Here is a 16,756-nt window from a genome sequence, read left to right on the forward strand (position 1 = left end):
GCCAACCAGATCACCGTGCTCGACCCCAGCAAGCTGCCGGCCGGCGCCCGGCTGACGCGCTTCTACGCCCGCCAGCCGACCTCCGGCGGCCTGAGCAACGGCACCGCAGCGGTCCTCACGCTGAAAAAACCGGCCGATCTGTCGGCCTTCACGAAAGGCGACCACTGGGGCAACCTGCTCGTCCTGCGCGGCACGCTCGACGCCGCCGGCGAAGTACTGACGATCAAGGCCGACGCGCACCTCAACCCGGGCGTCGCGGCCGATCTGAGCTTGCCACTGGCCGCGCTGGCGAGCGTCCCCGACGCCGCGTCGGCGATCGTCGCGCTGCGCAACTTCGACCTCGAAGTGCGTAACGGCGGCGCGCAAGGCGAGGTGATCTACGTTTATGGCAACCTGAGTACTTCGCCCGACGGCGCGCGCAGCCTGCCCAGCGTCCTGCCGCAGACGCCGCAGCGCAAACAGGAAGCGCTGATTTCGCCGATCGCGTGCACGCTGAAGGCCGGCATCACCGGCGCCCAGGTGCTCGCCGCGCTCTACTCGCTGTTCGACGGTGCGGCGCTCTCGCCTGGCGCCAACAGCCTGCAGGACCCGCGCTACCTGATCACGCTGGCTGGTGGCAGCGACGGCGGCGTCCCGGCGGCGATCGATTACGCCGGTGAAACCGACGAAATCAAGGGCAGCACCGGGCTCGCCGCGCTCGAAGCGGTCGAAGACGTGTCGATCGTCATGCTGCCGGCGGCAGCCGCGCACGCCGACACGCACAGCGCCGTGCTGATGGAAATGCTCAAGCACTGCCGACGCATGCGCTATCGCGTCGGCATCGTCGACAGCCGCGAGGGAATGAGTCTGGGCGAGGTGCGCAGCTTCCGCAACGATTTCGACGACAGCCGTCTGGCGCTCTATCATCCCTGGGTGGTGATCAGCGACCCGACCGGCCAGCGGCGCGAAATCACCGTTCCGCCCGCCGGCTTCATGGCCGGCGTCTACGCGCGTACCGACGTCGATCGCGGCGTACACAAGGCACCGGCGAACGAAGTCGTCCTCGGCGCGCTGCGCTTCGAGCAGAACATCAATCAGTTCCAGCAGGAACTCCTCAACCCGAACGGCATCAACTGCCTGCGTTCCTTCGCCGGGCGTGGGCACCGCGTCTGGGGTGGGCGGACGCTGTCCAGCGACCCGGAATGGAAGTATCTGAACGTTCGGCGCTATTTCCTTTATCTCGAACGCTCGATCGAGAAATCGACCCAGTGGGCAGTCTTCGAGCCGAACGGCGAAGCGCTGTGGGCGAACATTCGCAGCACGGTCGCCGATTTCCTGTTCAACGAATGGAAAAACGGCCGGCTGCTCGGTGGGGCACCGAAGGACGCTTATTTCGTCCGCTGCGATCGCTCGACGATGACCCAGAACGACCTCGACAACGGCCGTCTGGTCTGCGTCGTCGGCGTCGCGCCGCTGCGCCCCGCCGAGTTCGTGATTTTCCGCATCGGCCAGAAAACGGCCGACGCCTGATTCCCTGGAGACCTGAGCCATGGCCCTGTTCCGTGAAACCCCCTATTCCGCCTTCAACTTTCTGGTCGACCTCGAACCCGGCCAGGGCACCGAAGTGCTGGCCGGTTTTTCCGAGGTATCCGGCCTCAATGCGGAGGTCACCGTCGCCGAATACCGTGCCGGCAATCACGCCGTCAATTACGTGCAGAAGGTTCCCGGCATCCACAAGGCCGGCGACGTGACGCTCAAGCGCGGCGTGATCGGCGCGCAGAACCTCTACGAGTGGCTGGAAGCGAGCCGCAGCGGCCGTTTGCGCGAGGCCAAGCGCAACATCGTGATCAAGCTGCTCTCGGAAGACCGTGCCGATACGGTGGTCAGTTGGAAACTGCGCGGCGCGATGCCGATCAAGTGGACGGGTCCGACGCTGACCGCGAAAGGCGGCGGCGACGTGGCGATCGAGGAACTCGTCCTCTCGGTGGAGACGCTGGAACAGGAGTAAGCGCGTGCTCCTCGCCGATCGCCGCATCGAGCTCGACGCCCGGCCGGCGCCACCCGCGCCGCCGGTGCTCGAGGTCGTCATGCTCGGCCACTGTCCCGGCCCGCCCGCCGACCCGGCGCGCGGCGCCCAATGGCAGCGCGTCGCCGACGATCCGGCGGTGCTCGGCGAGCTTGCCGAACTCGGCTTCCACCGCGCCGCGCGCCGCCTGCAGGAAATGCTCGCCAACCCGGCCGGCGCCGCCGAGCCTGGCGACGACGCGCTGCGTGCCCTCTACCGCCTGCCGCTGCCGGTCGTTTCGCTCAGCCAGTTCCGCGTCCTGTTCCCCTTCGCTTTCGACACGCCGACCGACTACGTCAGCGTTCTCGCCGGCGACCGCGCCTGGCTGCCGATCGCGCTGCAGGACTTCTTCGAAGCGAGCACCTCGCTCGGCCGCGAGCAGCTCAAGCTCTGGGTCATCCGCGTTCCCGAGGACGAAGGGGCGGCCGCTTTCCTGCCCGCCGGCGCCGCCGACCTGAGCGAGCCGGAGCGCCTGGGCGCCTTCGAGCGCGCCCTCCTGCCGCGCCGTGCCGGGCTGCTTGCCCTGCCCGACCTGGAACGTCTGCAGGTACCGGCAAACCTGCCCGACGTGCCGCGCCTGCGTCTGGACAATCCGTTGCCGGGCTTCCTGCCCTGTGGTGTCGACTTCGACGACGAACACCGCGAGCGCCGCAACGCCGACGAAATGGTGCTTGCCCAGCCGTCCCAGCCGTTGCCGGCGGCCGCCATCGTCGCGCCGCTGGCGCGCACGCTTGCCCGTCTGCGCCCGGACATGCTCTGCCTGCTCGGCGTGCCGCTCGCGCTGCCGCCGGCCGGCGAACTGCCGGTACCGGCGCCGGAATTCCTCGCCTACGTCGGCGAGCTGGTCGCGCGCCCGATCGACGACGGGCTGGCCGGCAGCGAGTCGGCCGGCGCGCTGCGCCACCTGCAACTGCTTTACCCCTATCTGCGCGCGCCCGGCCGCCCGCTCGCCTCGCCGAGCGGCCTGATCGCCGGCATGCAGGCGCTTGTCGCACAGCAGCATGGCGCCTGGCGTTCGATCGGCGAACGCCGGCTGCCCGGGCGTTCGCTGCCCTGGCCGGTGCTCAGTCAGAACGAAGCGACGCGCCTGCGCGAGTCGCCCGGCGTCACCGTTCTCCTGCGCCGTAATGGAGGGAACTACGTCGATGACGAACGCCTGTGCATGCCCTGTCTGCCGCTCGTTGCGCTGCGCCGGATGAACAGCGCCGAGCGCCGGCGCGAGCACTGGCGCTCGGCCGAAGTCATGCGCTTCATCGGCTGGCTGCAGCGCGAGCTGCGCAGCCTGGGCGAGCGCCTGGTCTTTTCCGCCGATCGCCACGATGCGCGCCCGGAACTCGCGCTGCGCGCCTTCTTCAACCGCCTGCACGCCCTGGGGGCCTTGCGCGGCGCGCGCCCGGAAGACGCCTACCGCCTGGCGCAACGCAGCGACGGCGAGAGCACGCTGATTTTCGACCTGGAAATCGCCCCCGCCTACCCGCTCGACCTGATCCGCATCACTTTCCTGCAGGATCGCCACACGGCGAGCGTGCGCAGCCTGCTGGAGGCCGTCGATGGCTGATTCGGTCGCCAGCGAATTCATCCCCTTCCGCTTCCGCGTCGCCTTCTACGCCGACGAAGCCGGCAGCCAGCTCGTCTGTCGCGGATCGTTCAGCGAAGTGACCGGCCTGGAAGCGACGACGACCGTCAAGACGCTCAAGGAAGGCGGCCGCAACTGGGGCGACGTGCAGCTTTCCGGGCCAACCAGCTTCGCGCCGGTCATCCTCAAGCGCGGCTTCACCGAGGTCGGCGACCTGTGGACCTGGTTCGACGCGCTCACCCGGCAAGCCAACTACGGCGTGCGCTACACCGGGCTGATCGAGGTCTTCCACCCCTCGCGCGCTTTCGACGAAACGCCTGACTTCAAGTGGTGGCTGTACCAGGTCCTGCCGACCAGATTCAAGGGGCCCGACCTCTCGGCGACGGCGACGCAGGTGGCAATCGAAGAACTGCATCTGGTGCACGAAGGCTTCGTGCTCGAACGGAGAAGCTGACATGGCCGGCCCACAGATTGCCCACGCCCGCCTGATTCCGATGAACGGCGACCAGGTCGAAAGCGACGAAACGAAGCACATCGCCGTCCAGTTCAACCCGGCGACTTTGCGTCTGACGCTGGCCAACACGCTGCACGCGAACAGCGTCGGCGGCAGCGGCGGTCGCCGTCCGGCCGCGCAGTACGTCGACAAGAGCGAGTCCAGCCTGGCCGTCGAACTCGTTTTCGACACCACCTGCGAGCAACCCGGCGCGCCCGCCAACTCGGACGTGCGCAAACTCACCGGGAAGATCGCCGAGGCGTTCATGAAGCCGCTCGACCCTGATTCGGCGCGCCCGCGCGCGCCGCAGCGCTGCCGCTTCCAGTGGGGCAGCTTCATGTTCACCGGAATGCTCGCTTCGTATGGCGAGACGCTCGACTTCTTCGCGCCCGAGGGAATTCCGCTGCGCGCCACGCTGGCGCTCACCTTCAAGGAGGATCGCTACCAGTTCGACCTGGACGAGAGCGTACAGGCGGCGGCGCGCCAGCAGCCGAGCTTCGCCGCCGGCGGCGGTGGACAGAGCGCGGCGCAGGCGACGCAGGCGGCCGGCGGCAACCCGCGCCAGTGGCGCAGCGTGGCCGATCTCAACCAGCTCGAGAACCCGCGCTTCACGCCCGACGGCGGGGTTCTCGTACCGCGTAGTCTGTTTGGCTGAGGAGGCGAGCGATGCCCGTCGTGATCGAAGAACTGACCGCCGAAATCACCCCCGAAACCACCGATGGCGGCGGCGAGGTGCAGCCGGCGGCAAGCGCCGGCGCGGCGGCAACGCTCGAACTGCTCGCCCTGGCGCGCGAACGGGAGGAACGCCTTGCCGTCGACTAGCCCCAGCGCAGCGCTGCTCAGCGCCCGTCCGCGTCTGCGCGTCGACGGTCAGGACCGCGCCAACCTCGGAGAAGCGGCGCTCGCGCTCGAACTGCGCCTGCCGCGCAGCGGCATGGCCAGCGCCGAACTGCGTCTGCTCAACTGGAGCGGCGCCGGTGGTCAGCCGGACTTCGTCTTCCAGGACATCCGGCTTGGCCAGCGCCTCGACGTCCTGCTCGGCGAAGCGGCAACGACGGCCGCCTTCACTGGCGAGATCACGGCGATCGAAGAGCATTACGGCGACGGCGCGCCGCAGCTCGTGCTGCTCGCCGAGGACGCGCTGCACAAGCTGGCTCGCCGGCGCGGCAATCGCGCCTACGAAAACCAGAGTCTGGACGATGTCATTCGCACGATTGCCGCCGACGCCGGGCTGTCGGCCGACGTACAGGCGTCTTCGGCCACCGCCACCTGGCTGCAGAACAACGAGAGCGACCTGGCTTTCCTGCTCCGCCAACTGGCGCCGCTCGACATTGGCCTGCGCCTGCACGACGGCCGCCTGCGCGCACGCGACGAAGAAGCCGACGCACATCCGGTCAGCCTGCGCCCGGGCGACAAGGCCGAACGCATCCGCATCGTCGCCGACCTCAACCGGCAGCCGACGAGCGTTGCCGTCAGCGGTTACGACCTGGCCAGCGCGGCCGAGGTCGACGCCAGCAGCAGCGCCCTCACCCCGGCGCCCGCCGGACAAAGCGCCGCCGCGGCTCTCGGCAACCTCGGCTGGACGAGCGAGTCGACGCTCCCCCATCCCGCCGCGCGCAGCCAGAGCGAAGCCGATGCGCTGGCGCGCAAGCTTTTCCAGCGCGCCGCCCGGCGCTTCCTGTACGGCGAGATCGTCTGCCGCGACACGCCCGAGCTACGCAGCGGGCGCGAGGTCGAACTGGCTGACGTATCGCCGCGCCTGGCCGGGCGCTACCGCGTCGTCGACTGCCGGCACCGCTTCGACGGCGAGAACGGACTGCGCACACACCTGCGCGTGCAGCGTCCGGACTGGACCGTCTGAGGACGAACGATGAACTCGCACACGCTCGGCGCGCTGCATGAACTCCACCTGGCGACGGTGCTCGACAACGCCGACCCCGATTCGCGGGGCCGCCTGCGCGTGCGCCTGGCGGCAACCGGCCTGGAAACCTGGGCGGCAGTGATCGTCGCCAGCGCCGGTTCCGGCTACGGCGTCAGCCTGCTGCCGCGTATCGACGAACAGGTCGTCGTCGCCTTCGTCAGCCCCGACCTGCCGCTGGTCATCGGCGCCGTGTGGGCAGGCGCCAGCAGCCAGGCGAGCGACGCCGCGCCGGTCGACGAGCGCTACCTGATCCAGACGCCGGGCGGCCTGAAGTTCCTGCTCGACGATCAGGCGCCACGCGTGCGTATCGAAACGCCGGCCGGCTATCACCTGACGATCACCGACCAGGGCGCGGGTACGGTCACCATCGAAAAGGGCGGCGAAAAGATCGAAATGGCCGCCGCCGGAATCACCATCAGCACCTCGGCCAAGGTGACCGTGCAGGCGGCCAACGTCGATGTCTCGGCGAGCATGGTCAAGGTCGATGCCGGGATGAGCAAGTTCTCCGGCGTCGTCCAGTGCGACACGCTGATCAGCAACGCGGTCGTTTCGAGCAGCTACACACCGGGAGCGGGCAACCTATGGTAAGCGCGACGAAGCTCCGACCAGCGCCGGCGCGCGCCGGGCACGCGGCGAAACCGCACGCGCCGTGGTTTGCCGGCGAGGGCGAGGGAACGACGCTGCACCGCTATCTCGACGACCAGTTCGTGCAGCGCTTCGTGCAGGAAGCGCAAAGCGGCCGACTGCAGGCCACGCGCGAGCAGGGCTGGTATCAGAGCGACCGCGTCGGGCGCTTCAAGGACTACCCCTTGCTGCGCCTGCCGATGCACCGCGCTTTCTACATCGCCTGCTGCGAAGTGTCGTGCGACACTTTCGGCCAGCCGGCGTACGACCCGGCGCGCGTGCGTTCGGCCGGACTGGTCGTTCGCCGCGGCCTGCCCGGGGCGCAGGCCGAACGCTGGCGGCTGCACGAAGGCGAAGCGAACGGCTGGCAGACCGCCGGCAGCGACCTGGCCGAGGCCGAGCCCGACGAATACCGGCGTTACCTGCAGCGCGGCCTGCTCCAGCCGCGTTTTCCCGAACCGCCGTACAGCGGCGAAGAGACCTACCCGATGCACGCGCTGCTCACGCACAGCCGGGAAAGCGAGACGCGCACGCGCAGTCGGACGCTGCTCTGGGGATATCTGCCGCTCGGCGGCAGCTACCGCGTGCGTGGCGAAGTGCCGATTCCGGCGACGACCGAAGCCGAGCTGGCGCAGGAACTGACCTGGCCATTCGGCACGCGCGACGCGCGCGCCTGGCGGCGTGAAGACAGCCGCCCGGTGCTGTACGGCTACGCCCGGCACGCATTCCACGAGCTGATCGGCGTTCTCCTGCGTTATCGCGTCACCGACGCCGGCAATCCGGACAACGAAGCGCTGCGCACGCTGCTCAGCCAGATCAGCTTCTACGGCGCGCCGCTGGCGCACCCGCCGCAGCCTTACGACCGCTACGGCGAGCCGAACTGGAACGAGCGCGGCCACGACCTGCTCACCTGGCTGACCGGCAGCGAGGCCGCGATCCTCGACTGGCACGCGGCGATCGCCGCCGGCCGCGCTTCGCCGGCGACCAGCCCCTTGCCTTTCCAGGCAACCTCAGGCGGAATCCCGTTCACCACGCCGATCGTCATCGACCTCTACCTGAGCGAGGAACAGGCCGCGTTGCTGCGTCAACTGATCACCGCGCGCGGCCGGCGCGCCATGGCACGCAACGAAGACGGTCTGGCCGTGCCGCGCTTCGCGCAGGGCGAAGACGACATCTTTCACGTCGTTCCTTTCGTTCGCTGGCACGACGAGTGCGGCTGCGAGCGCATCGCCTGGGGCGCGCCCAGCCTGCCTTTTCGCGTTTCGTCGCCGCTCGACCCCGACTTTCAGCGGCCGCAAGCGATCATTCTGCCCCGCCTGGACGACCTCAAGCGCGGCGCGGCGCGCGGCGTCGCGCTGCTCGCTCCGAAGTCGCTGGCCGACAAACTGCTCAAGATTTCACCCGAAATGCCGCCCGCCGAGGGGGGGCCGGGCAATCGCTGCGGCCTGTGCTGGATGATCAGCCTGAGCATTCCGGTCGTCACGATCTGCGCGATGATCATCCTGATGATCCTGATCAACCTGCTCAACCTGTTTCTCGGCTGGCTGCCGTGGGCCATCCTGGCCTTGCCGCGGCTGTGCGGGAAGCTGCTCAAGGAGTGAGAATGGCCGCCCCGCAGCCGCCGATCGTCAGTTTCCCGCTCTTCGACGGGGTCGATGCCGCCGGTCGTCTGCCCTGGCAGGACGGCAACAAGAGCATCCGCGAAGTGATGCTCAACATTCTGCTGACGCGTCCCGGCGAGCGTCTGATGCGCCCCGAATTCGGCGCCGGAATCCGCGACTTCATCCACCATCCGAACAACGAGACGACCCGCGCGCTGATCGCCGACGCGGCGCAGCGCGCGCTGGCGCGCTGGGAACCGCGCGTCAGCGTCGAGGAAGTGCGCGTCGTTGCCGACCCGCAACGTCTGTCGCACATCAATCTGTCGATCCGCTACCGGCTGCGCCAGGACGCCAGCCGGGACACTTTCGATCTGGCCATCGAACTCGGCCCATAGGACGACGATCATGCCCCTGCCGATTCCCGACCTGGACGACCGCCGCTTCGACGACCTCGTCGCCGAACTGCAGCAACGCCTGCAAAGGCACGTTCCCGACCTGACGCAACTGGCGCCGGGCGACCCCGCGTACGCGCTGGTCGACCTTTTCGCCTGGCTGACCGAAACCATCATCTACCGGGCCAATCGCATCCCCGAGCGGCAGCGCCTGGCCTTTCTCAATCTGCTCCAGATTCCGCTGCGCCCGGCGCGCCCGGCGCGCGGCGTCGTCTGTCTCGATCCGCTCGCCGGCTCGGTGCTGCCGCCGCTGGTGCATGCCGAAACGCCGCTGCAGGCGGGTCGCCTGAGTTTTACCACGGTCGGCGAAGTGCAGCCGCTGCCGCTCGAACTGCGCCTGCTCGTCAAGCACGCGCTGGACGCTGCGGCGCTCGCCGCCGAGGGCATCTCGCTCAACCAGTTGCGCGAACAGTACGGCGTCGAGCCGGCCGCTTTCCGGCCGCTCAGCCTGCTCCCCGGGCGCGACCGGCTGACCACCGTGGGCAGCCTCGACGGTGCGCTCTACCTCGCCTGCGCGCTGCCGCGGGCGCTCGTCGGGCACGCCGAACGCGTCCGCCGGCAGATCGCCGGAACGATCCTCAACCTCGCGCTGGCGCCGAACGACGAGATCGACGGCGAACTGGCGGCCAGCGTCTCGCCACGCCGCCTCGCCTGGGACCTCGCCTGGTGGCCGGCGCCCGACGAAAAACCGGGCGAGGTCACCTGGCTGCCGCTGGAAAACGTCGTCGATACCTCACGCGGCGGCCGGCAGACCGGCGTGGTTCGCCTGCGCCTGCCGCGCAGCGCCGATTTCCTGCGCATCAGCGAGGCGGTCGACCCGCAGTACGCCGGTCTCGGCGAAACGCCTCCCGAGCCGCCGGCCGATCTCGTTGCCGGCCAGATGCTCTTCTGGTTGCGCCTCTCCAGTCGCGATGGCGACCCGCTCGAGTTCGCCACGCTCGGCGTCAATGGTGTCGAAGTCCTTGGCCAGGGCGTCGCGCGCGACCGCATGCTGGGCGCCGGTAACGGCCGCCCCGAGCAGGTCTTGCCCCTGCCCGATGCCGGCGTCGACCACCGCGAGGTGCGCGTCGAGGTCGAGGAGGGCGGGCGTTTCGTCGCCTGGCAGCAGGTCGATCACCTCGCCGGTCAGGGGCCCGAGAGTTCGGTCTATACGGTCGACGGCGAGACCGGCAGCGTGCGTTTCGGCGACGGTGTGCGCGGCCGCCGGCCGCCGGTCGGTGCGCGCATCCGCGCCGCCTGGTACCGCTTCGGTGGCGGCAGCGCGGGCAACCTGCCGGCCGGCAGCATCCGCGCGATCGACGGCCATCGGCTGAAGGTGCGGCACGAGTGGCCGACGCGTGGCGGCGTCAACGGCGAAACGATAGACGAGGCCGAGCGCCGCATCCCGGCCTTCCTGGCACACCGCGAGCGCGCCGTGACCGCCGAGGATTTCGCCCTGCTGGCGCGCGACAACCCGCTGCGCCCGCTGGCGCGCGCCGACGCGGTGGCCGGCTTCTTCCCCGGTGCCAATCTCGCCTCGGTGCGGCGCAATCTGCCCGGCGTGGTCAGCGTCTTCGTCCTGCCGCCGGGCGAACCGGCGCTCGGCGGTGCACCGCGGCCGACCGCCGGAACGCTGCGCGAGGTCTTCGAGTACTTGAGCGCGCGCACGCTGCTGGGCAGCGAGCTGTACGTGCTCAGCCCGCAGTACCAGCCGATTTCGCTCGCCGTCTCGCTCGAAGTCATCGACCCGAGCAGCGAGCAACAGGTCTTTCGCGCCGTCGAACAGGCGCTCGTCGCCTACCTCTGGCCCTTGCCACCGCATGGTTTACGCGGCGCCGGCTGGCCGCGCGGGAGAAGCGTCGAGATCAACGAGTTGCGCACGCAGGCCGGGCGCGTCGACGGCGTCGAAGCGGTCAATGGCTTGCGCCTGTTCTACCAGGATCTGACGACGCTCGCCTGGCTCGAACTCAGCGACCGGCAGGCGCTGCCGCTCACCGATTACCAATTGCCCGAGCTGATGGCGGTTGCCTTGCAAGCCGGCGAGGGCCAGCCGGCACCGCCGCGCGCTTTCGCCCCGGGCAGCCTCGTCCTGCCGGGTGCGGCCAGCGGCAGCACCGGCAGTTCGCCGACCGGCCGCGCCGTGCCGGTGCCGGTCATTCCCGACGTCTGCTGAGTCATGGATAGCAACGGCACCCGCTTCCTGCTGCTCGCCGGCGCGGCTGATTTCCACCAGCGCAGCCGGCAGTGCGTCTGGGACGCCGAGGCCGGCGCGCTGACCCTCGCTCCCGCCGGCGAGCCGCGCCTGCCGCGCCTGCCGGTCGACGAGGCGCTGGCGCTCTGGCGCGGGGCGACGCCGTACGTGCTCGACGACCACGGGCAGATCGCCCGCCTGTCGGCCGACCGCCGGCGCGTCGAGTTTGCCCTCGGTTGGCCGACGACCGTCTGGGACGTCGTGCGCGCGGCACGCGTGCCGGGTGACCCGGCGGCAGGTGACCTCGCCGGTGCCACGCTCGATGCGGTCGATGCCCCGCCCGGTTGCACCTTCACCGATCTCCACCTGGGCGGCAGCGGCCTGCTCGCCGCGCCGTTCACCGACGGCGGCAGCGTGCATGGCGTGCTTGCCGTCCATCTGCGCCACCGCTGGCAGGCGCGCTGTCCGACGCCGATCGGCGCCGTGCGCGCCTGGGTCGACGCGGCCGATCAGGTCTGGCTGCTCGCCGCAACCGATCTGATGCTGTGTACCGGAGCGCCGCTCTTGCAGCCCTACACGCCGCGCGCCGATCGTTTCGAGCCGCTCGTCGTCGAGCCCGACCCGCTGCGCTGCGTCTGGCAGCAGACGCTGCCCGGCCAGCGTGGCGTGCTGGCGCTTGCCGCCGACGACGAGTCGCTTTTCATCCTGGCGCTCGCCGTCGAGGGCAACGACGCAGCGCCGCGGCAAGTCGTCTTTGCGCGCCCGCTGGCGCCCAGCGCGACGGCCGCCTTTTCCCAGCATGCCTTGCCCGAAGAACTGCCGCTGGCGGTCGATCTTGCCGCGCTCGGCGGGCAGCGAGTCATTCTCCTGCCGCCGCTGGAAAACGGCGCGGCGCGCACGCTGCGGCGCGACTGCCCGGTCGTCTCGCTCGCCACGCCGACTGCCCGCCTCTTGCCGGAGCGCTGGCCGCGGCGCAGCGAGGCCGGCGTGCGCTTCGTTCGGCAGCGCGACAATCTCGTCCGCCAGCTCGCCGACGACGGCGTGCATCGCCTCTACCGGCTGGCGCAGGCGCGTTACCGGCCGAGCGGCCGGGCGCTGCTCGGCGAACACCCGGCGCTCGATTCGGGCACGCCGGGCGTGCTCTGGGACCGCGTCTATCTGGAAGCAAGCATTCCGCCCGGCTGCACGATAGACGTCGGCGCGCGCGCGGCGGACGACTGGGACGCGCTGGCCGACGACGCAGACGATCTCTACGAGGCACAACCCGCGCCGCTGTGGTCGCCGCTGGCGAGCGAACTGCCCTTCGCGACCGGTCGAGCGGCGCCGCTTGCCGGTCGCTCGGGTCTCTTCGAAGTCCTCCTGCAGCGGCCGAACGGCGCCGTCCGCGAAGTGCGCGGGCGCTACCTGCGGCTTGTCCTGCGGCTGAGCGGCGACGGCCGGCACAGCCCGGCGATCTACGCGTTGCGCGTCGCCTACCCGCGCTTCTCGTGGCAGACGCACTATCTGCCCGATCACTTCCAGCAGCAGGAAGCGCCGTCTGCCCGTCTGCCGGCTGAAGCGGTGCCGGCCAACGGCGCTGACCTGCGCGAACGCCTGCTCGCCTGCTTCTACGGCGTCCTGACCCCGCTCGAAGATCGCATCGCCGCTGCCGAGACGCTGCTCTACCCGCACGCTGCGCCGCGCGCGTGGCTGCCCCGCCTGGCCGAAATGCTCGGCACGCGGCTACGCCCACACTGGTCCGAGGAGCGCCAGCGCCGCTGGCTGTCGGCGCTCGGCCGCCTGCAGGCGCACAAGGGCAGCTTCGCCGGCCTCTGCCAGGCGCTCGACCTGATCACCGACGGCGCTGTCGGCCGCGGCCAGGTCGTTCCGGTCGAGCTTTTCCGTCTGCGCCGGACGCTGGCCACCGTGCTCGGCGTTTCCTTCGACGACGCGCGTCACCCGCTGACCTTGGGTACCGGGCAGTCGGGCAACAGCATCGTCGGCGAAACGCTGATTCTCTCTGCCGACCAGGCGACCGAAGTGCTGGCGCTGTTCGCCCCCGGGCTGGCGCCCGAAGGCAACGAACGCGAGCAGGTCGAGCACTTTTTCGACGAGTACGCGCGCCGCATGACGGTCGTCCTGCACGGTCCGGCGCGGGCTCTGCAGACGGTGGTCGAGGAAGTGCTGCCCGAACTCGTGCCGGCGATCGTGCAATGGAACGTCGTGGCGAGCGAACATCCCTTCGTTCTCGGCCTGTCGCCGCTGTTGCGCATCGATACCTATCTTGAAACCCAGCCGCCGCCGGCGCGCGTCCGCCTGGACGAAAGCCGGCTTGGCCGGGGTGATCTGCTGCAAAACACGGTAGCCTTGTCGCCCGAAAACGCGCGACCGATGGCGCCGATCGACCCTCGAGGAGACTGGGCATGAGCCAGGCCGACGAAAACGCCGTCACCGATTCCAGCCTTGCCGCGGATGGCCATTTCGACGACGCGCTGCGCCGCGTCAGTTTCGAACCGGGAATGCTGCTCGGCATCGAAGCGACGCGCGCCGAACAGGACTACCACCGCCGGCGGCACAACCGGCACGCCTACTGGCTGCACGGCGCGGGAACCGTGGTCGGCCTGCGCGTCAGCGTGGACGGCGCCGATCCCGGGAACGACACGAGCCAGGTCAGGGTCCGCCTGATCGTCAGCCCAGGAATCGGCGTCGACGGACTGGGGCGCCAGGTCAGCGTCTTCGAACCCTACTGCATCGACCTGCGCGCCTGGCTGACCACCGTCCATGCCGACGCGGACGCCTGGGCAGCGCTCATCCGCGACGGCTACGACGAGACCGACAAGCTGCTCTGGCTGAAGGTGACGATGCGCTACCAGGACTGCCCGAGCGGTCTGCAGCCGGTGATGGCGACGGCGATCAACGCCGGCACCGACCCGGTCGGGCCCAGCCGCATGCAGGACGCCGTGCTCTACGAACTGGTCGCCGAGCGGCCGGCCGACCTGGCGTCGCGCGCCCACCCCTTTGCCGCGCACAACGGACTGCGCGACTACGCCGAAATTTCCGATCGGCTCGCCGCCGGCGAGCAACAGCGGGTGGCCGACGCGAGCGGCGGCACGCGTGCGCAGCTCGAACTCGGCGCGCGTCTGCTCTACGCGCTCGGCGACGACAACCAGGCGCTGCGCACGCGCGAATCGTTCACGCTGAGCGCCGCCGAACTGGCGCGTACGCTGCTTGCGCGCGTCTCGCTGCGGCTTACCGACGAGCTCGACCTGATCGTCAATCCGCGCCGGATCAGCATCGACAACCTGGTCCGGCCTTTCCTGTTCAATGCCAGCACGCTGGCGCGTCTGCTCCGCGATTGAGGTCATCATCATGGCGATCACCATCAACTTCGAGCCCTTTGCCGGCGGCACCAGCGGTCCGACCGGCAACCGGCTGGGCAGCATAGACCCCCGCCTGTCGCGCACGAACTACTTCGACGGCCAGTTGCTCAAGGCCTCCGACCTGACGCGCGATCAGATCTACCTCGACGAGCGCCTGCTCGAACTCGGTCAATCCTTCGGCAGCGGAATCGCCGAAGGGCTGGAACTCAGCCTGGTCGACGACCACCTGCTGCGCGTCGGACCCGGCCTGGCGATTGCCCCGTCCGGGCGCGTCCTGCAGCTCAGCGGGCGCACTCTGCAGGCCGACCTGCAGAACAGCGCGCTGATCGCGACGCTCAATCAGGGTGCTTACCGGCGCTTCGAGCGCGGCCTCTACGCGGTCGCCCTGCAGCATGCGGAAGTCATCAGCGGCGTCGCCGAGGCGTATCCAGCCGACCTCGCGAGTCGTCGCCAATGGCGCGTCAGCGCCTTCTCGGAAGGCGTCGAGCTCGTCCTCGTAGCGCTTCCCGTGCCGCTGCCACGCGGCAACGGGCTTGCCGTACGCGCCGCGCTGGCGCGCGAGCTGGTGCAGGCGAGCGGCCGCCTGGCCTTGCCAAGCGACGACGCGATTGCGCTCGGCCTGCTCGCTATCGAGCAGATGCGTCCGCAGTGGCTCGATCTCGCGCTGGTTCGCCGGCCCTTGCGTTCGCCGCTCGCCGGCGAGGCGGTGCAGCTTGACCTCGCGGCGCACTACCGTGAGCTGTTCGAAGATGTCGTCGCCGTACGCCAGAGCGCCGGCCAGCGCGGCGGCTTTGCCGCCAGCCAGTACTTCCGCCTGCTGCCGCCGTGCGGCCCCTTGCCCAAGGCAGCGATCGACCCGGTCGCCGGCACGCAGACCTTCTTCCCCAAGGAATACGACGTGGGAATCGCGCCGGTGCGGCGCAGCGACCTGCCGCGCCTGCTTGCCGATTCGTCGCTGCTCGCGCCGATCGACCTCGAACGCGATCAGGACATCGACCTGATGGTCCTCGTGCCGCTCGACGAACAGGCGTTCTCGCTGCGCGCGCGCCAGCTCGAAGCCGACCCGAACGTCGGTGCGACCGGCAAGACCGGTCTGCTTGCGCGCCTCGACGTGCTCGCGCTGCGCCTGTTCGCGGCGCCGCGCGTGCATCGCCTGGACACCGACGCAGCGGTCTGGAAGCAGATCTGGGAGCGCGTCCCGGAAAACGACGTGCTCTTCGTCCGCCGCCCGCCGCGCACCGCCGAAACGAACGTCTCGGCGGTCGTCCTGGCGCGCGGCTTCGCGCTGCCCGCGCTGGAACAGGGGCTGCCGCCCGACCTGGCAGGGCTCGAAGAACAGCTCGACAGCGCGCTCGAACGCACCGGCGAGGCAGAAGCCGCCGCCGGCCGTCTGACGCAGACCAACGCCGAGTTGCGCGCCCGCATCGGCAAGTTGGAAGAATCGCTGGCGCTGGGCAGCGACACGCGCCTGAGTGACGCGCTGGCCCGCGTGCAGGTGCTGGAAAACGATCTCGCCGAGGCGCAGGCCAGGCTGGCGACGATGATTTCCGGCGAGCGCAACGCGGCCATCCTGGCCACCGCGCTCGCCGCATCGAGCGACAAGATCAGCGAGTTGCAGGACGAACTGACGCTGCTGCGCAAGCAGCTCGACGAAGCGCGCAACGACCACAGCCTGGATGAAGCGACGCGCCAGCAGATCGAGCAACTGACGCAGGCACTGGCCGCCAGCGAAGAGCAGCGCGGCACGCTCGCGCAGGAAGCCGGGCGCAGCCAGGCGCTGCTCGCCGAAGCACGTCTGACGCTCGAACGAACAGCCGCCGAACTGGCCAGCGCGCGCAAACGGATCGAAGAACTCGGCAACGCCGGCGGCGCTTCCGACGAGGCGCTGCAGGCTGCGCGCAACGAGATCAGGGAACTGCAGGCCAAGCTGGATGCGGCCAACATACAACTTGTGACGACCCGCGTGCAGCTCGACAAGGCGCTGAGCGACACGGATAGCGCGCGGCGCGATGCGCAAAGCGCCAACGAAGCGCTGTCGAAGAATCTGGCGACGATCGATCAACTGCAGGCGCAGCTCAACACGCAGACGGCGCTGGCCAACAAGGCGCAAGCCGACCTCGAGGCGGCGCGCAAGAGCCTGGCCAGCGCGCAGGCCGAACTCGTCCGCCGGGTCGATCTGCGCGCCGAATTTTCCTTGCCCGAGATCGCTCGCCTGCGCGGCGCGAAAGCGCTCACCGCCGAGAAGCTCGACGATCGGATCGGCGACCAGACGGCGGTACGCCTGGCCGTCATCGAGATCCTGCTGCTCGTCGAACGTCGCCACGACGAGCTTCTTTGGGCCTCGCTCGAAGAAATCGGCGAGGTTCCGAAGCGCTTTCCCGACTTGCGCAGCCAGTTGGGCAAAATGCTGGTGGCCAACCAGCTCAGTGTGCCCGAAGTCTTCGTCGAAATCGGCGGCAACTTCGGGCTGTCGGCCGATCTGGTCAAACGTTGGCGCGAGCTCGTCGGCTGAACGT

At 69.7% G+C, this 16,756-nt stretch carries 14 protein-coding genes; all 14 read left to right on the plus strand.

What is annotated here, in order from left to right; genetic code table 11:
• A partial coding sequence (locus tag Q1L59_RS13310; RefSeq protein ID WP_300332988.1) for a phage tail sheath subtilisin-like domain-containing protein occupies positions 1–1,509 on the plus strand: 1,509 nt, incomplete at its 5' end.
• Positions 1,510–1,528: 19 nt separating this feature from the next.
• Positions 1,529–1,987 (plus strand): phage tail protein, encoded by a 459-nt coding sequence (locus Q1L59_RS13315; RefSeq protein ID WP_300332990.1) that lies wholly within the window; start codon positions 1,529–1,531, stop codon positions 1,985–1,987.
• A 4-nt stretch (positions 1,988–1,991) separates the two neighbouring features.
• Positions 1,992–3,602 (plus strand): hypothetical protein, encoded by a 1,611-nt coding sequence (locus Q1L59_RS13320; protein WP_300332993.1) that lies wholly within the window; start codon positions 1,992–1,994, stop codon positions 3,600–3,602.
• On the plus strand, positions 3,595–4,074 hold the full coding sequence (locus Q1L59_RS13325; protein WP_300332995.1) for a phage tail protein: 480 nt from the start codon (positions 3,595–3,597) through the stop codon (positions 4,072–4,074). The genes Q1L59_RS13320 and Q1L59_RS13325 overlap by 8 nt, the downstream gene beginning before the upstream one ends.
• 1 nt (position 4,075) lies before the next feature.
• Positions 4,076–4,768, plus strand: a complete 693-nt coding sequence (locus Q1L59_RS13330; protein WP_300332998.1) for a hypothetical protein — start codon at positions 4,076–4,078, stop codon at positions 4,766–4,768.
• Positions 4,769–4,779: 11 nt separating this feature from the next.
• Positions 4,780–4,935: a hypothetical protein gene (locus tag Q1L59_RS13335; RefSeq protein WP_300333001.1), complete on the plus strand. Its 156-nt coding sequence runs from the start codon at positions 4,780–4,782 to the stop codon at positions 4,933–4,935.
• On the plus strand, positions 4,922–5,974 hold the full coding sequence (locus Q1L59_RS13340; protein ID WP_300333003.1) for a contractile injection system protein, VgrG/Pvc8 family: 1,053 nt from the start codon (positions 4,922–4,924) through the stop codon (positions 5,972–5,974). The genes Q1L59_RS13335 and Q1L59_RS13340 overlap by 14 nt, the downstream gene beginning before the upstream one ends.
• A 9-nt stretch (positions 5,975–5,983) precedes the next feature.
• Positions 5,984–6,622: a phage baseplate assembly protein V gene (locus Q1L59_RS13345; RefSeq protein ID WP_300333005.1), complete on the plus strand. Its 639-nt coding sequence runs from the start codon at positions 5,984–5,986 to the stop codon at positions 6,620–6,622.
• The gene (locus tag Q1L59_RS13350; protein ID WP_300333006.1) at positions 6,616–8,259 is read left to right on the plus strand and encodes a hypothetical protein; all 1,644 of its coding nucleotides are present in this window, start codon (positions 6,616–6,618) and stop codon (positions 8,257–8,259) included. Before Q1L59_RS13345 ends, Q1L59_RS13350 begins: the two co-directional genes overlap by 7 nt.
• A gap of 2 nt (positions 8,260–8,261) precedes the next feature.
• The gene (locus Q1L59_RS13355; protein WP_300333008.1) at positions 8,262–8,654 is read left to right on the plus strand and encodes a GPW/gp25 family protein; all 393 of its coding nucleotides are present in this window, start codon (positions 8,262–8,264) and stop codon (positions 8,652–8,654) included.
• A gap of 10 nt (positions 8,655–8,664) precedes the next feature.
• On the plus strand, positions 8,665–10,863 hold the full coding sequence (locus Q1L59_RS13360) for a putative baseplate assembly protein (protein WP_300333009.1): 2,199 nt from the start codon (positions 8,665–8,667) through the stop codon (positions 10,861–10,863).
• Positions 10,864–10,866: 3 nt separating this feature from the next.
• The gene (locus Q1L59_RS13365) at positions 10,867–13,287 is read left to right on the plus strand and encodes a phage tail protein (protein ID WP_300333011.1); all 2,421 of its coding nucleotides are present in this window, start codon (positions 10,867–10,869) and stop codon (positions 13,285–13,287) included.
• Complete coding sequence (locus Q1L59_RS13370; protein WP_300333012.1) at positions 13,284–14,219, plus strand: hypothetical protein; 936 nt, start codon at positions 13,284–13,286, stop codon at positions 14,217–14,219. Before Q1L59_RS13365 ends, Q1L59_RS13370 begins: the two co-directional genes overlap by 4 nt.
• Before the next feature lie 10 nt (positions 14,220–14,229).
• Positions 14,230–16,752 (plus strand): methyltransferase type 11, encoded by a 2,523-nt coding sequence (locus Q1L59_RS13375; RefSeq protein WP_300333013.1) that lies wholly within the window; start codon positions 14,230–14,232, stop codon positions 16,750–16,752.
• Positions 16,753–16,756 lie beyond the last annotated feature (4 nt).

Source organism: Accumulibacter sp. (assembly GCF_029255125.1).
Classification (GTDB): domain Bacteria; phylum Pseudomonadota; class Gammaproteobacteria; order Burkholderiales; family Rhodocyclaceae; genus Accumulibacter.

What these genes read in the sequence shown, in the direction of transcription:
- Q1L59_RS13330 (WP_300332998.1), top strand. Translation starts at nt 4,076, where the DNA reads ATGGCCGGCCCACAGATTGCCCACGCCCGCCTGATTCCGATGAACGGC.
- Q1L59_RS13335 (WP_300333001.1), top strand. Translation starts at nt 4,780, where the DNA reads ATGCCCGTCGTGATCGAAGAACTGACCGCCGAAATCACCCCCGAAACC.
- Q1L59_RS13315 (WP_300332990.1), top strand. Translation starts at nt 1,529, where the DNA reads ATGGCCCTGTTCCGTGAAACCCCCTATTCCGCCTTCAACTTTCTGGTC.
- Q1L59_RS13325 (WP_300332995.1), top strand. Translation starts at nt 3,595, where the DNA reads ATGGCTGATTCGGTCGCCAGCGAATTCATCCCCTTCCGCTTCCGCGTC.
- Q1L59_RS13345 (WP_300333005.1), top strand. Translation starts at nt 5,984, where the DNA reads ATGAACTCGCACACGCTCGGCGCGCTGCATGAACTCCACCTGGCGACG.
- Q1L59_RS13375 (WP_300333013.1), top strand. Translation starts at nt 14,230, where the DNA reads ATGGCGATCACCATCAACTTCGAGCCCTTTGCCGGCGGCACCAGCGGT.
- Q1L59_RS13355 (WP_300333008.1), top strand. Translation starts at nt 8,262, where the DNA reads ATGGCCGCCCCGCAGCCGCCGATCGTCAGTTTCCCGCTCTTCGACGGG.
- Q1L59_RS13350 (WP_300333006.1), top strand. Translation starts at nt 6,616, where the DNA reads ATGGTAAGCGCGACGAAGCTCCGACCAGCGCCGGCGCGCGCCGGGCAC.
- Q1L59_RS13370 (WP_300333012.1), top strand. Translation starts at nt 13,284, where the DNA reads ATGAGCCAGGCCGACGAAAACGCCGTCACCGATTCCAGCCTTGCCGCG.
- Q1L59_RS13360 (WP_300333009.1), top strand. Translation starts at nt 8,665, where the DNA reads ATGCCCCTGCCGATTCCCGACCTGGACGACCGCCGCTTCGACGACCTC.
- Q1L59_RS13365 (WP_300333011.1), top strand. Translation starts at nt 10,867, where the DNA reads ATGGATAGCAACGGCACCCGCTTCCTGCTGCTCGCCGGCGCGGCTGAT.